This window comes from Enterobacter sp. R-25 (assembly GCF_049913205.1).
Classification (GTDB): domain Bacteria; phylum Pseudomonadota; class Gammaproteobacteria; order Enterobacterales; family Enterobacteriaceae; genus Enterobacter; species Enterobacter ludwigii.
The window spans coordinates 3,971,867-3,986,087 of the sequence record NZ_CP183982.1 but is presented as its reverse complement, the minus strand read 5'-3'; the positions used below and the strand labels follow the sequence as shown (position 1 = coordinate 3,986,087).

The window sequence follows — 14,221 nt, the reverse complement described above, 5'->3', positions numbered from 1 at the left end:
GGTGTTTTTCGTTTTCCGGCGGCTCAGGGATGCTCGTCGTGCTGCTGACTTATCTTCAGGTCAATGATGCGGCCGATCTGGTCATGATAGACCGTCAGCAAATTGTACTGACTCATCTCTGAAATGATTTGTGGGGGAACGTTAAAGCTTCTCGCCAGCTCATCGTGACGCCAGTCATCGGGACGCCGCCGCCTTACCTGGGCGCGACGGCGATTGTACTGATACCACAGAATGAGCAGCCAGCCGTTAAGCGCGGCGATCAGCAAATAGATCAGCACCGTATTAAACGAGGCAATAATAATGCCCCAGCGGTAGTTGCTCTCCTCGGTTACCTGCATCCACAGATTGGCATAGAGAAAAAACAGAAAACCTCCCCATGCCAGCAGCGTCAGCACCGCATCAAAAAGACGGGGCAATAGCCGATGTTCAGTCAGAATTAGCGTATTTTCGTTCATTGAATGCTTCCTTTTCCCCGGTCCGGACTGATCCAGCGCGCACGTGCACGCTGACGTTTAAGCATGACTTTTGGAAAGGCGACGAGGGTGGTGAACAGACCAATCATCCAGTACACCATCGGGAACCAGATCACCCAGAAAAGCGAACTCGCCACGTTTCTTTCATAGCGCCGCTCGATATACAAACTGACGAGGAATTGCATCAGACACATGACCCCCAGAAGCAACCCGGTAAATTCAGGAGGAAATAGACTCTCGACGGTCAGGTTTGTGGGTAACGTAATGATATGGCTGACAATGAACAGCAAAACGGTCACCGCATAGGCGAATGCCCACAGCGTTGACAACGCGTACTCTAAAAACAGTGGCCACATGCGATGATGTTCCCAGCGCACGATCTTGCGAAGGTTAACCAGAAAGACCTCTGCACCGCCCTGCGCCCAGCGTAAACGCTGTTTCCACAGACCTTTTAACGTCTCTGGCATCAGGATCCAGCACAGCGCCCGCGGCTCAAAAAAGATATCCCAGTGTCGAAGCTGAAGCTTCCAGCTGATGTCGATATCTTCGGTGATCATATCCGGGCTCCAGTACCCCACATCTGCCAGCGCCTGCCGGCGAAAGGCCGCAATAACCCCGGAGACGGTAAAGACCCTGCCGTAGATCCGCTGCGTCCGTTTGATGAGACCAATAATCGACGAGAACTCGCCTACCTGAATACGGCCAATCAGCGTTGATCGTGTGCGAATACGCGGATTCCCGGTGACGGCCCCGACGTGGGGATACTTAATCAGCGGCTCTACCAGATAGGCTGCGGTATCACGATCGAGCAGGGCATCGCCATCAATACAGACCAGCAGATCGCCGCGCGCCGCCGCCGCACCGGCCTTAAGCGCCACCGCCTTTCCCTGATTTTCTGCGAGGTGAATGACGCGCAGGCGCGGCTGTTCCTGCGCCAGCTGCTGCAGCACCTCTGCGGTGTTGTCGGAAGAACCATCGTTGATCGCGATAACTTCGATATGGGGGTAGCGCTGATCCAGCGCGGCGCTAATGGTCTCCCGGGCATTTCTTTCCTCGTTGAAACACGGGATCAGGATTGAAATTAATGGATCGCCGTCTAACGTGGGAGCGGGCGTCTGCTTATCCCATGACCAGTGCCGTTCAAGCTGAAACCAGAAATAGAGCCCCCCGGTTATCCAGAGCACGGACATGAACAGTGGCCAGAAGAAGACAAAATCCAGAATCAGTTCTCCGGTAAAGAGGGCAGCCACGCCCAGAGGCAACCCGAATACCAGGCATAAAATAGAGAATGCGATAATGCGATCAGTCATTGTCAGGGTACCAGTACGAAGAGAATTCAGGCCTGATGCGTGAAATATCAGGTTGGTTGTTGATGAAATCGTCGGGGTAGTAACCATAATTTTTGATGCCGTTCAGCTGGAGAACGCGCATCCACTGCGCCAGACGCGTGTCGGGCACGGCACGTTGAGGTTTCTGCTCCCAGTCCCGGGCCTGTAGCTCGAAAAGGGTTTTATTGAGCGCACCGGGCCGTGCGGCAACGGCGGCGATCAACCGCGTGAGCCAGGCATCGCTTTCCTCGGCCGGAACGGATTCCATCAGCGGCATAGCCATCGGAACCGTCCAGTCGTAGGTCATCAGAAAATCATCCAGATTTTGTGCAAACCACGCTTCGCTCTCGGGCTGCAGGATGGGCAGGGCGAACATATTCCGCGCAGTTTTAATCTGCGGGCCGCGTATGTTTTTCACCGCCTGGCTAAGGCTGCGGGTAAAGCCGATGAGCGTCTGACTTTTAAAGCGACTCCAGGCATGAAGGGCGGCCGGATCGTGTTGCATCGCGGCGATGCTGCGGTTATTCCAGGCGCGCAGGGCATCCGGGCCGGCATCTTCAAAGTCTGTCAGCACCGCATCGTCGTGAAATAAGATCCCATTGAAGCTGGCGTAGCGGGCAAGATCTTCATAGATTTCCGTGACCTGCTGACGAACCTCGGGGTTCCACGGGGAGAGGCGGATATAGGGATCGGTAGCCTCGTGCAATTGGCCCGTTTGACGATCCCAGCGCTGTACCCGCGGGAGTGCGGGTGAGAGATCGAAAGAGAGCACCGGCATCCACGCATAGACTTTTACGCCTGCACGGGTTTGCAGCTGCCAGGCGACAAAATTAAACAGATCGGCGCGCACCGGAAGCCGGCTGTTAGGGAAGTAGAGCGCTTTGATCGTGCCATCGCCCACTGGATCGGAAAACGCCTGCAGGAAAACATGACTGATTTTCATGTCGTAAACCCGCTGGACAAGTTTGTTGATGTTGTTGGTTTGCTGGGCCGGATCGGGATCGTAGACATAATCGAGATCGACATGCATGACGCGCACGGGATCGGCCTCCTGAATCTGGCTGACCGTGCTGGCAAAGGATTTGAGCGAGGGATTTCCGGAAATCAAAAGACGCGGAATATTGCCGAGATCGCGCACATCCGCCAGCCCATCCTCAAGGGTAAAGGCCAGCTGATAACCTTGCTTTCTGGCGATGGCGAGCGATGTGCCGTTCGCGGCGCCATAGGGCCAGACCCAGGCGCGGGGCGCTTTTCCCGTCACCCGGGTAATTTTGTCGGTAACTTTGCGCACGTCATCAGCGATCCGCTGGTTGAACTGCCGATCGGTTTCATAACGCCCCGTCGCTTTATCGTAAAAGCGGTTGGCGATGGCGGGTTCACGGCTTCCCTGTGGGTTAGCCGGTATGCCGTAATGCGAAGCCCAGGTATGCGAGCCAATCTCAACCAGCGGAGACTGGCTTAGCTCCCGCACCATATCCCAGGTTGCAAAGCGCTCGCGGGGCGTCATCAGTCCGCCGAAATTGACCTGCTGATTCGCTGGTGTATCTACCCAACTGCCCACCGGAGCCCACAGCGCAGGGACGTTCCAGGCCTGAAGAAGTGGCCAGACGCGGGTGTAGAAACTGCTGTAGCCATCATCAAAACTGAGTAAATAGGCTCTGGGCGGCAGCGTTTTTTTGCCCTCATGCGCATCCAGAATATCCTGCACGCTAATGGCGTGATAACCGTGATGCACAAGCCAGCCGATCTGCTCGTTTAGGGCGCTGGTACGAACGGACAGGTAGCGCTGATCGGCTGCATCATCTTCAACGTCATGGTAGGCCAGAACCAGAAAATGGTTTTTTGGCCAGGGTTTACTCGCCTCAGGCTGTGGCCGTTCCTGGGGGGACATAAACGAGAGGGCCTGAGCGCAGACGCTCGCGCTGAGGCATAACCAGCCGATAATTATCAGGCTCACAGAAAAACGTTTGTTCAGCATATTCATCCTTAAAAGCGTAAATTCGCATCAAACGTGACGGAGAGATTGCTTTCTCGTTTACCGTCGAAAGGGCGCTTGTCCCAGTTCAGCATCACGCCGCTATCAATGACGTTGTTCCATTGAATGCGCTGCCCGTAACCCAGCAGGGCGATGGCGCCAGCAGGCTGATTTTTCTGCCAGTATTCCCCGCCGCCGAGAACGACCTGCTGGCTCCAGAGCGTGTCGTAATGGCGGTACATCTGATGATCGACGGACAGGGCTGCCGTTACGGAGAGATCCCGCTCCGGGTTGTAATAGAGCGTGTCCCGCAGGGTGTTGGTACTTGCTGATATACCCGGCTCGAGATCCAGCGTCAGGGTGGGTGTCTGCCACAGCCGCTCTTTCCCCGTAAGGGCGAACTCCTGGCGGCGGTTATGGTCGGAAAAGTGGCTGGCAGAGGCGTTAAACTGGTACTCACGGCGTTCGTTTTGATACCAGCGGACCCAGCCTTCTCCCCGGTTTGCGCTGACGCCATTACGCAGTGCCCGTAAAGGCGTCGTGCGTGAAAGACGTTCAAGGTTTCCGCCCACCTGCCAGCTATCGTTCAGGCTGTACGCCGCCGAGAGGCGAGCACCGGGCTTGTTTGCACCGTGATAATGGTTACCGGAGAGTTCTGCTTCGACCAGAAGGTCGCGAGGCCGCCATTCGATGCCGGCAAACAGGTGGCGGCTGCTGCCTTTGCCTTCGTCGAAATTGCCCTGCGCAAATCGGGTTCCACCAAACAGCCGCCAGTTATCCGCGACGGGCGGACCGTAGAGCGTGGCATCCCAGCTCAGATCGTGTGTGCCGCTGACGGGGTTATCAGAGTGCAGTCCTTTGCCCGCGTTCAGACGCAGTTCGGACAGATGATGGACGTCTCTGAGCCTGTCCAGACGTCGGGCGCTCCCGTCGACAGGCGCGCGGGCGATAACGTCATCGGCCAGTAAATCCATCTGTCGCCACTCTTGCAGATCCATTGCGACGTAGGCCTGCTGCCGTTCCAGCTCGATATTGGATGGCTCCAGCGTCTCGGCCATTTTGAGCTTTTGCTCCGCCGCCCGCGGCAGACCCCGCGCCTGAAGTAAGGTGGCGTAATCAATCTGTAATCCCTGATTTCCCGGCGCTGACGCAGCCAGACGTTGCGCCAGCTTTTCGGCTTGCGGAAGGGCATTGGTCATCAGCAAATAGTTAAAGGTGAGCGACTGCCCGATGAGCCATTGATCGTTGGGTTGCGGGGTTGGCGAACCGAAATCGTAGCGGGTCCAGGGCGTGTTACGGGTTATCTTCTCAACATACTGGCGAGCGGCCTGATACTGCCCGGTATCCAGCCAGGCGTAGAAGAGCGCATGATCGTCGTCCTGCGGATCCGGCGCATAGTCTGGATAACGTTTGAGAAGCGAGAGGGCGGCATCGGCATTTTTCTCCTCCAGATACGCGGAGATAACCCAGCCAATTGCCCAGGTCGGCACGGGATGCTGAGCCGACGTTAACGCCTGATATTCCCTGATGACCTGTGGATAATCACCGTGGGCGTGAAGCGCGCCAAGCCGATCGACACGGGCCCGGATAACGTCCTCCGCTGCCTGAGGTTCGTTTTGCCAGCGGGACAGCAGCTCGTCATAGCGGTTCAGCGCCGCTTGCGCGAGCTGCAAACGCTCTGTTTCAGTACGGGCAGGCACATCGGCGAGGCGTACCATTTCGGCGGCGGCGTTGAGTGCCAGGCGGCGACGTTGCGCGGGGGGCAGCGTCACCGTTTGTGAAAGCCGCAGGGCAGGCGTGTCGGCCCGGTTGTCTGTTAACGCATCAATCAACTCAGTACGAAGGGCGTCATCCGCTGGCGCACTATTCAACGCACGGATGTCTGCCAAAAGCCGCTCCTGGTTTTTCCCCTGGCGTGAATAGACATAAGAGAGCGTCTGGAGGTGAGCCAGAGAGGGCTTTTCCGCCACCCGTTGCCGTGCTTCCTGCAGAGCCAGTGTATCCATGCGGGCGTCGGCGAGGGTTTTGATGTAGCCGATGCGATAATCGTCGTTATCCGGTGCAAGGTTACACGCCTCCTTCCAGAGCATTAACGCAGGTTGCCACGCCTTTTGGTTTCGGCTTGCCTGAGCAGCAGCAGCCACGCCACGGGCAGGAAGAGGCATATAAACCTTGTAACGCAGCCAGACCTGAATAACGTCGTCATCACGACCCGCCCAGGACGCCACCTGCAACCAGTCCGCAACCTGCTCAGGCGTCAGGGCATGTTGCTGCTGATAACGCTGAAGATATTGCAGAAAAGGTGCGTAATTACCGTTACGCGCCTGCTGAATCTGTTGTTCATATACTGATTCTGCTGCCTGAACCAGAAAGGGGAAAAGTAATAACAGAAACAATAAAGCGGGAGTGCGGTAAAAGAATAACGTATTGAAGCGAAGTGATCTTTCCATATCTATTTGCCATTTGTTTATCATAAATCCATTGCATAACACGGCCGCCTTTAAGCACGGGGTTAAAGGCCATAAATGAGAACGTTTAATCTGAATGCAGTTACGTTATGGGGTACTTACTTAAAGGTAATTATGGGTCCTTATGGTCAGGGCTAAGTGGCTGGTAATGTACACCCGATATGTTGGCAGATAAATATGTTGAAAAGCAGGGTGGTTGTTTTGAGATAATTCTGTAATGAGCTGTCCTAAACGATTATTTTGAAATGAGTTTATATTTGTAACTTTATGATTTTATTGGTTTTTATTTATATTGTGACAAATTTGTTTATATTTTTAATGTGCCTTATTGGTGTGAATTAAAGTACTTTCCGGTGCATGTTTGGGAAGTTTCATGACAAAAATTCTTAATATCCATAAAAGTGACTTTTCTGAGATTGTTTTTTACTTATAATTAATGGCAGCCATTGAATGATAGTCTATGGGAAGGCGTATCAATGAATGTGCGAATTGAGGGTCAATCAAAGCCAGAATACATTTATCGTTAATATAAAAGCGCTATAAAACGAAGGCGGACTTCTTTCCGAAGGGTCGTTCTTGCTTTAATCTAAAAGGGATGGTTAGTGGCAACTTCAATAGTGTTAGTGACACAGGATCGCTACCTTGTCAGGGGGATGAGGATATTTTTTCCGGATATAATCCTGCTGGACTCCATTGACAGAAAGATATTTGATAACGGCGCAGATGAATATTCTGTATTGATTGATAGCCGTGCACCGCTGCGTTTATATGATTACCTGATACGCCATCCGGCCAGAACGAAAAAAACAATCTGCTGCGTTATGCTCGATATGCGGCATCGCGAGGAGAATCTGCTCAGCATGAAGTTGTTCATGAACACGTCGCTCACGGCACCCGATATGGCGTCGTTATTCAACCTGGTGCTCAACATGAAGGGCAAACGTCTGACAACAAAGTGGCTGCTGAACTTACGGCTGAGCACGCATGAAGCCATTATGCTGCGGTTGCTCAGGGCTGGCATGGCGATGGAAGAGGTGGCACAGGAACTGAATACGTCGATTAAAAGCCTCTACCGCAAACGGACCGCGCTCTCAGAACGGCTGGGGGCAGAGAACTTCAACGAGGCTTGTTTGTTTATCTTTAAAAATAAACTGCTGGATTCGGATGGGAACGATCCCTAGCTTTGCTTTACCCCAAAAGCAAAAACCCGCCACGAGGGTGCGCTACATTATAACTTGTTCCGTTAGTTTGAACCGGAGGTGGGGGCGTTCCATCTCGCAGAATTCAATTAGGTCACGTGGAAGGTTGAACCAGGCTTAAGGTGTACTATGTGTTCCATGAACATACTTTGGACTCTTCAGAGCATACAAGCATTTGAAAGTGGACTCTGATTTTGAACGAGTGTGACAAGGCAAAGACCCCGGTGTAGCGGAGCAAGTTCGATCGCTAAGATATCGTAAATTCAAATGGTTATCGCCTAAAGGGAGGGCGTGGCATCATGGTGACACCCCTCGGCACTGTAGTTAGCAAATTTTAATGATCATAAAAGCTACCATAAAATTTACCATCCTGATGGAACTGGTGGTCGTAATAAATGGGGTGGCGGGACGTCCTGCAGAAAATAGTGGAGGTTTAAATGATTGTCATTAATGGTTTTAACGAATTGCTACAAATGAAAGATGGTTTGCCTGATGTAGGTTGGCTGTATGTTTCGCCATCGTTCAGCCTTTCTTCAGAAGAAGATATAGTCAATGGTCGTTATTATTTTGCTGAAAACGAAGACGAAGAAATGGATTTTGAAGATAACTACGACACTTTCCTTGAAGCGCCAATTTTTAAGGCGATCATTGACAATAAGCTAGAGCATAATCCTGCCTCAGGGAGTGGTGAGCTTCTCTACGCGGTTCGTTATTACCTGGAAAACGATGATTTTCAGGACTGAAAACTGAAAACCTCTTTAATCGTATAAAGACTTCTTTGCAGGCTTGCTAAGCCCGTCGTAGCACCCCGTGTGGATTCTATCTATGCAGGGAGTGCTCGTCATAGAAATCACACGTTGCTGACGCTGTTCCCTCGGCTGATGCTGGCACGGTACCTTGTACCGATTCTTACCTTCCCCTGAGGAACTGCTTGGCGGATATACTAAGCGGCGCCGTTTCGGTATTTGGTGGGTTTTATCATAACGCCCATTTTGTACCACCGGGAAGTGGAGTTGGGGGAGAGGTAAGGGTGTTTACTTCTGGTGAACCAACAAGTTGTTGGCTCAGAAAGCAAAAACCCCCGCCGAAGCGAGGGTTATAAATGAGTGGTGCCCGGACTCGGAATCGAACCAAGGACACGGGGATTTTCAATCCCCTGCTCTACCGACTGAGCTATCCGGGCAACGGGGCGCATTAAACCTGATATGCCCTCTGCCGTCAACGAAATTTGTTGTTTTCGTAACGGACTGCACACTCTCTCACCAGTTCGCCGTAAACTTAAGCAAAAAAGTGCGTCCAGAGCGCGGATAGCGGCATTGCAATCAACAACGCGGGCAGCATATTCACCACCGCAAACATCTTTATTCCGCATATCCGCAGCCCTGTCGCCAGCAGCAGCAGGCCACCGACGGCGGTGAAGTCGGCCATCATCGCCGGCGTGGTGAGAGGAAGGATCAGTGTGGCGCAGGTAGCGAGGGCCAGCTGGATAAGCAGCATGGGCACGCAAATCGCGGCGACGGCGATGCCGAGGGTCGTGGCGAAAATGGTGGCCGTGAAGAAATCAAGAAACGCCTTCGCAATCAATATGCTGGGGTCGCCAGTCATGCCTTCCTGCATTGAACCGAAAATGCCTGTGCCGCTGGCGCAAAAAAGAATAATTATCGCGACGTAGTTCTGAATAAACGACTCGTGAGTGCCGTTTTTCGCCTTGCCCGGGTGGGCAATCAGGTTTTTGGCTTTACTGACCGCACTGTTAATACCCTTTTCCAGATAACAGAACTCGCCAATGAGCGCGCCGAGCAGGGTGGCAAGCACCATCACCGGCAGGTTGGCGCACTTAATCACCAGCAAAATGCCGATACCTAACGAGGCCAGGCCGAATATTGAGGGCATGGAAGAGCGAATGCGCTCCGGCAACCGCTGACTTAACACGGCGCCAAGTACGCCGCCCAGCAATACGGCACCGGCATTGATAAAGGGTCCGATAACCACCGTGAACTCCTGTTAGTTAATCATGGGTATTGCAGGATTATGACACGCCAGAGGCCTGTTAAGCTTAGGTTTAGGCGGGTTAACGCATACTGATTGCTTCTTGCACCTCAAAATAAAAGGTGACATGATTGCGCGAAATTTCTCCTTCCTGTGTACGGAGCCGCCAATGATGATGTTGTCTGTCGCTGCGCGAACGCTCACCCGTATCGATATTATCTACTCCTGTCTCACCGTTCGGTGAGGGTAACTGCACTTATGAAAACCATGAAAATCGCCGTCAGCCGCGAGCTGGTCTCTACTGTGTCTACGCACCGCGAAAAGGTGACGCTGGATAACACTGATTTTACGGATGTGGCGGCAGTCGTCATTACCCCCGCGGAAAGTTGCAGCGGCATTCTGGCATTGCTTAAACGCACGGGCTTTCAGCTTCCGGTGTTTATTTACTCGCAAGAGCCGTCAGACGTTCCTGATGGCGCAACGGCAGTGATATCAGGTAAAGCTCAGGAGTTTCTGGAACTGGAGACGGCGGCCAGCCGGTATGAAGACAATCTGTTGCCGCCATTTTTTGACACCCTGAGCCAGTACGTGGCGATGGGCAACAGTACTTTTGCCTGTCCGGGACACCAGCACGGTGCATTTTTTAAAAAACACCCTGCGGGACGGCAGTTCTATGAATTCTTCGGTGAGAACGTATTTCGCGCCGATATGTGCAATGCCGATGTGAAACTGGGCGATCTGCTGATCCACGAAGGCTCCGCCAAGCATGCCCAGAAGTTCGCAGCAAAAGTCTTTAATGCTGATAAAACCTACTTTGTGCTGAACGGCACCTCCGCTGCAAATAAGGTGGTCACCAATGCGCTGCTGACCCGCGGCGACCTGGTGCTGTTCGATCGCAACAATCATAAGTCCAACCACCACGGTGCGCTGATCCAGGCAGGAGCCACGCCGGTTTATCTTGAAGCGGCGCGTAACCCGTTTGGTTTTATTGGCGGGATTGACGCGCAGTGCTTTGACGACGCGTACCTGCGAAATCAGATCCGTGAAGTTGCGCCGGAAAAGGCTATGGAGAAACGCCCGTTTCGTCTGGCGATCATTCAGCTTGGTACCTACGATGGCACAATCTACAACGCCCGTCAGGTGATCGACAAGATCGGCCATCTTTGTGACTACATCCTGTTTGATTCGGCCTGGGTGGGCTACGAGCAGTTTATTCCGATGATGGCGGAAACCTCTCCGCTGTTACTGGATCTGAACGAGAACGATCCGGGCATTTTCGTGACGCAGTCGGTGCATAAACAGCAGGCCGGGTTCTCACAGACTTCGCAGATCCATAAAAAGGATAATCACATTCGCGGCCAGGCGCGTTTCTGTCCGCACAAGCGCCTCAACAATGCGTTCATGCTCCATGCCTCGACCAGTCCGTTCTATCCGCTGTTCGCGGCTCTCGATGTGAACGCGAAAATCCATGAAGGGGAGAGCGGGCGCCGGCTTTGGGCGGAGTGTGTTGAGCTGGGCATTGAGGCCCGCAAGGCGATCATTGCCAACTGCCATATGATCAAACCGTTTATTCCGCCAATGGTGGCCGGGCATCCGTGGCAGGATCATCCCACACACGCCATCGCCAGCGAGCGCCGCTTCTTCAGCTTTGAGCCGGGGGCTAAATGGCACGGGTTTGAAGGCTATGCCAGCGAGCAGTATTTCGTCGATCCGTGCAAGCTGCTGCTGACCACGCCGGGTATTGATGCGGAAACCGGGGAATATACCGAGTTCGGCATTCCGGCGACCATACTTGCGCACTACCTGCGTGAAAACGGCATTGTGCCGGAGAAGTGCGATCTCAACTCGATCCTCTTCCTGCTGACGCCTGCCGAAAGCAGTGAGAAGCTGGCGCAGCTGGTGGCGATGCTGGGTCAGTTTGAACAGCATATTGAAGACGATACGCCGCTCGCTGACGTCCTGCCGACCATCTACCAGAAATACCCGGTACGGTATCGCGATTACACCCTTCGCCAGCTCTGCCAGGAGATGCACGATCTCTACGTGAGCTTTGACGTGAAAGATCTGCAGAAGGCAATGTTCCGTAAAGAGAGTCTGCCAGAACGGGCGATGAATCCGCAGGATGCGAATCAGGCGTATATTCGCGGGAAGGTGGAGTTGGTGCGCATCCGTGATGCCGGCGGACGCATTGCCGCCGAGGGCGCGCTGCCGTATCCCCCTGGCGTACTGTGCGTGGTGCCGGGTGAAATCTGGGGTGGGGCGGTACAGCGTTACTTCCTGGCGCTGGAGGAGGGCATCAACCTGCTGCCAGGCTTCTCGCCGGAACTGCAGGGCGTTTACAGCGAAAAGGATCCCGACGGGATTAAGCGACTGTACGGGTATGTTTTGTCATAGTCGCCGTCATCCGTAATCCCGGCCCTCTCCCCAAAGAGAGGGTCAGGGCTCACACCGCACTTCTTTTATACATCCTGCGTGGATGCCCAATCTTCCCGTACAACATCTCTACGCTCAGAAACCCCGCCTCCACGCAGTGCTCCAGATAGCGTCGGGTGGTGGTTTTACTTAATCCTGTCTCCTGCACGACTTCGTCGACGGAAAAACAGTGTGTCGCCTTGTCGTTAAACAACGCCTGTACCCGTGCCAGCGTATTCTCCTCAATGCCTTTGCTGCCGTTATCCAGACGGTAGTTTTTCGCCTGCAGCTGGTAGAGCGAGTCGACGTTCTGCTGGTCGACAATCTTCCAGACCCGCTGTTGTTCGGCAAACTGCACAAAGCGTTCAAGCGACTGGCTGAGGCGTTTCCAGGAGACCGGCTTCAGGATGTAATCAAAGGCGCCATTCCGGATGGCCTGGCTGCAGGTGTCCATGTCGCTGGCAGCAGTAATGAAAATCACCGAACAGTTGGCGCGGGTGAGCATGGGGTCATTGATCAGTGTGATCCCTTTACCGTCCGGCAGATAGTTATCCAGCAGCATAAGCTGCGGCTGCTTGCTTTCAAGCTGGACCTGGGCGGCAGCGAGAGACGAGGCGATCCCTACCAGCCTCAGGCGCGGATGTTTACCGATAAGTTCCGCGTGCAGTTGCGCCAGTTCGTTCTCGTCTTCAACAATCAATACGTCGATAAGTTCATGTTGCATAGTCGGTATCTTCCAGTTGCTGGGCGGGACGCCGGGCGGGAATAAACAGTGAGAAAATGGCGCCGCGCGGGGTGTTATCGGCAATTTCTATCGCGCCGCCAGCCTGCGTAACATAGCTTTCGATCAGATACAGGCCAATCCCGTGATCGCCGCGTGTTTTGGTGGTGATGCCGCGTTCAAATATCCTGTCACGGATCTCCGGTTTGATGCCAACGCCCTGGTCGGCCACTTCGATAATCAGCTCCTGCTCGCTCAGTTTGATCAGCACTTCGACCGGTGCATGGGGGAGCGGTGAGCGCTGCGTCGCTTCGATGGCGTTATCCAGCAGGTTGCCGATGATTGAGATCAGCTCTTCTTCAGCCAGCGACGGGAACGGCCTGTCCAGCCGGCAGGCCGGGTCAAAACTGAGCTCGACCCCTTTCTCCCGCGCGCGGGCGGCTTTACCCAGCAGCAGGCCACACAGGGTCGGGGAGCTGAAGCGGGAAGAGATAAAGTCCAGCAGCTCCTGAGCGTGTTCCGACTGCGCCTGAATATAGCCAATCGCCTCTTCATAGCGGCCCATGTGCAGCAGGCCGGACAGAGTGGTCATGCGGTTCAACTGCTCATGACGCATGATGCGCAGGTTATCGACATAGCGTTTAACCTGGCTGAGCTGGGCGCTAAGCGAGTCAATTTCATTCCGATCGCGGAAGGTGATCACCCAGCCCTGCAGCGAATCCTCAAGCATGATGCGCACCCGGCTGGCAATCACCGTGAGGGTGTTAAAACGGCAAATTTCATCATGGGTATCTTTCGCCAGCATCGTCTGCGTCGAGAAGAACGGGACAGGGTCGATAACCTGGCTAATCAGCTGCCCGCGCAGTTCACGGGCTGGCTGGCTCAGGCCAAGCAGCTTGCGCGCCGCCTGGTTGATCACCTCAATGCGCAGCTCATCATCAATGGCGATCACCCCTTCATAGATAGACTCCATCATCGCCTTTTGCTGGCGCACCAGCAGGCCGATTTCCCGTGGCTCCAGGGAGAAGATCTGCTTCTTGATACTGCGGGTAAAGAACCAGGAGAAGATAAAGAGCGCAATCAACAGCAGCACGGCGGCCAGCAGGATATTGACCACTTTGCTGACGGTAATGGTATCAAGGTAGCTGGTGAGATAACCCACCGAGACAATCCCCACCACTTGCCCCGCATCGTTGAAGATGGGCGCTTTGCTGCGCAGCGAAATACCCAACCCCCCTTTGCGGATGGTGGTGGTGCTTTTTCCCTGCAGGACCTCCTCATTGTCTCCACCGATAAGCGTCTTGCCCACTCTGTCGGCAAAGACCGAATGAAAAAGATGCAGACCTTTATTATCCCCAATCACAATAAAGCTGGCATCACTGTGAGCGGCAATTTTCTGCATAAAATCATGGATGGCTTTGATATCTTTTTGTTCAACCTCATCACGTAATGAGGGAATAAGTGCGATCTCTTCCGCCTGTATTTTGGCACGTGCGCTCATTTCCTGATAAAGCTGCTTGCCGACATCGATGTAATAATATCCGCCCAGTAACGCAAAAAGTACTGAGAAAAAGGCGACCAGCGAAATAAACAGCTTAATCTGAAACGATACTTTCATAACTATCACGCGAGGTAGCAGCAAAGATTGCCAATATA

The 14,221-nt window shown here is 53.7% G+C and carries 10 protein-coding genes and 1 tRNA gene; 3 read left to right on the top strand and 8 right to left on the bottom strand.

All coding sequences use genetic code 11. The features are described from left to right. Positions 1–23: 23 nt before the first annotated feature. From pgaD to pgaA, 4 genes are read right to left on the bottom strand one after another with little or no spacing between them, the layout of a single operon-like run. Complete coding sequence (gene pgaD, locus ACN9MQ_RS18965) at positions 24–455, bottom strand: poly-beta-1,6-N-acetyl-D-glucosamine biosynthesis protein PgaD (protein ID WP_134179703.1); 432 nt, start codon at positions 453–455, stop codon at positions 24–26. Continuing rightward, the gene (gene pgaC / locus ACN9MQ_RS18960; protein ID WP_032678962.1) at positions 452–1,783 is read right to left on the bottom strand and encodes a poly-beta-1,6-N-acetyl-D-glucosamine synthase; all 1,332 of its coding nucleotides are present in this window, start codon (positions 1,781–1,783) and stop codon (positions 452–454) included. Before pgaC ends, pgaD begins: the two co-directional genes overlap by 4 nt. Next, positions 1,776–3,779, bottom strand: coding sequence for a poly-beta-1,6-N-acetyl-D-glucosamine N-deacetylase PgaB (pgaB, locus tag ACN9MQ_RS18955; protein ID WP_426021154.1), 2,004 nt, complete (start codon positions 3,777–3,779; stop codon positions 1,776–1,778). The genes pgaC and pgaB overlap by 8 nt, the downstream gene beginning before the upstream one ends. Before the next feature lie 8 nt (positions 3,780–3,787). Beyond that, on the bottom strand, positions 3,788–6,226 hold the full coding sequence (pgaA, locus tag ACN9MQ_RS18950) for a poly-beta-1,6 N-acetyl-D-glucosamine export porin PgaA (RefSeq protein ID WP_426021155.1): 2,439 nt from the start codon (positions 6,224–6,226) through the stop codon (positions 3,788–3,790). 671 nt (positions 6,227–6,897) lie between these two features. Here pgaA and ACN9MQ_RS18945 point away from each other — a divergent pair. Beyond that, positions 6,898–7,425 (top strand): helix-turn-helix transcriptional regulator, encoded by a 528-nt coding sequence (locus ACN9MQ_RS18945; protein ID WP_044857798.1) that lies wholly within the window; start codon positions 6,898–6,900, stop codon positions 7,423–7,425. A 455-nt stretch (positions 7,426–7,880) separates the two neighbouring features. Then, positions 7,881–8,186 (top strand): DUF7716 domain-containing protein, encoded by a 306-nt coding sequence (locus ACN9MQ_RS18940; protein WP_113656402.1) that lies wholly within the window; start codon positions 7,881–7,883, stop codon positions 8,184–8,186. A gap of 364 nt (positions 8,187–8,550) precedes the next feature. Here ACN9MQ_RS18940 and ACN9MQ_RS18935 read toward each other — a convergent pair. Together ACN9MQ_RS18935 and ACN9MQ_RS18930 are read right to left on the bottom strand one after the other, a co-directional pair. Further along, positions 8,551–8,626, bottom strand: a tRNA-Phe gene (locus ACN9MQ_RS18935). A gap of 95 nt (positions 8,627–8,721) precedes the next feature. Beyond that, complete coding sequence (locus ACN9MQ_RS18930) at positions 8,722–9,435, bottom strand: DUF554 domain-containing protein (RefSeq protein ID WP_014171594.1); 714 nt, start codon at positions 9,433–9,435, stop codon at positions 8,722–8,724. A gap of 255 nt (positions 9,436–9,690) precedes the next feature. Between ACN9MQ_RS18930 and ACN9MQ_RS18925 the strand changes: the two genes are divergently transcribed. Continuing rightward, complete coding sequence (locus tag ACN9MQ_RS18925; RefSeq protein WP_426021156.1) at positions 9,691–11,826, top strand: ornithine decarboxylase; 2,136 nt, start codon at positions 9,691–9,693, stop codon at positions 11,824–11,826. A 49-nt stretch (positions 11,827–11,875) separates the two neighbouring features. Here ACN9MQ_RS18925 and ACN9MQ_RS18920 read toward each other — a convergent pair whose 3' ends face one another. Together ACN9MQ_RS18920 and ACN9MQ_RS18915 are read right to left on the bottom strand one after the other, a co-directional pair. After that, positions 11,876–12,568: a response regulator gene (locus ACN9MQ_RS18920; protein ID WP_014171591.1), complete on the bottom strand. Its 693-nt coding sequence runs from the start codon at positions 12,566–12,568 to the stop codon at positions 11,876–11,878. Then, positions 12,558–14,183 (bottom strand): ATP-binding protein, encoded by a 1,626-nt coding sequence (locus ACN9MQ_RS18915; protein ID WP_426021157.1) that lies wholly within the window; start codon positions 14,181–14,183, stop codon positions 12,558–12,560. The genes ACN9MQ_RS18920 and ACN9MQ_RS18915 overlap by 11 nt, the downstream gene beginning before the upstream one ends. Between the last annotated feature and the right edge of the window lie 38 nt (positions 14,184–14,221).

Bases quoted from the DNA above. Each gene is read 5' to 3' on its own strand.
- pgaD (WP_134179703.1), bottom strand. From the start codon at position 455: ATGAACGAAAATACGCTAATTCTGACTGAACATCGGCTATTGCCCCGT.
- pgaC (WP_032678962.1), bottom strand. From the start codon at position 1,783: ATGACTGATCGCATTATCGCATTCTCTATTTTATGCCTGGTATTCGGG.
- pgaB (WP_426021154.1), bottom strand. From the start codon at position 3,779: ATGCTGAACAAACGTTTTTCTGTGAGCCTGATAATTATCGGCTGGTTA.
- pgaA (WP_426021155.1), bottom strand. From the start codon at position 6,226: ATGGAAAGATCACTTCGCTTCAATACGTTATTCTTTTACCGCACTCCC.
- ACN9MQ_RS18945 (WP_044857798.1), top strand. From the start codon at position 6,898: ATGAGGATATTTTTTCCGGATATAATCCTGCTGGACTCCATTGACAGA.
- ACN9MQ_RS18940 (WP_113656402.1), top strand. From the start codon at position 7,881: ATGATTGTCATTAATGGTTTTAACGAATTGCTACAAATGAAAGATGGT.
- ACN9MQ_RS18925 (WP_426021156.1), top strand. From the start codon at position 9,691: ATGAAAACCATGAAAATCGCCGTCAGCCGCGAGCTGGTCTCTACTGTG.
- ACN9MQ_RS18920 (WP_014171591.1), bottom strand. From the start codon at position 12,568: ATGCAACATGAACTTATCGACGTATTGATTGTTGAAGACGAGAACGAA.
- ACN9MQ_RS18915 (WP_426021157.1), bottom strand. From the start codon at position 14,183: ATGAAAGTATCGTTTCAGATTAAGCTGTTTATTTCGCTGGTCGCCTTT.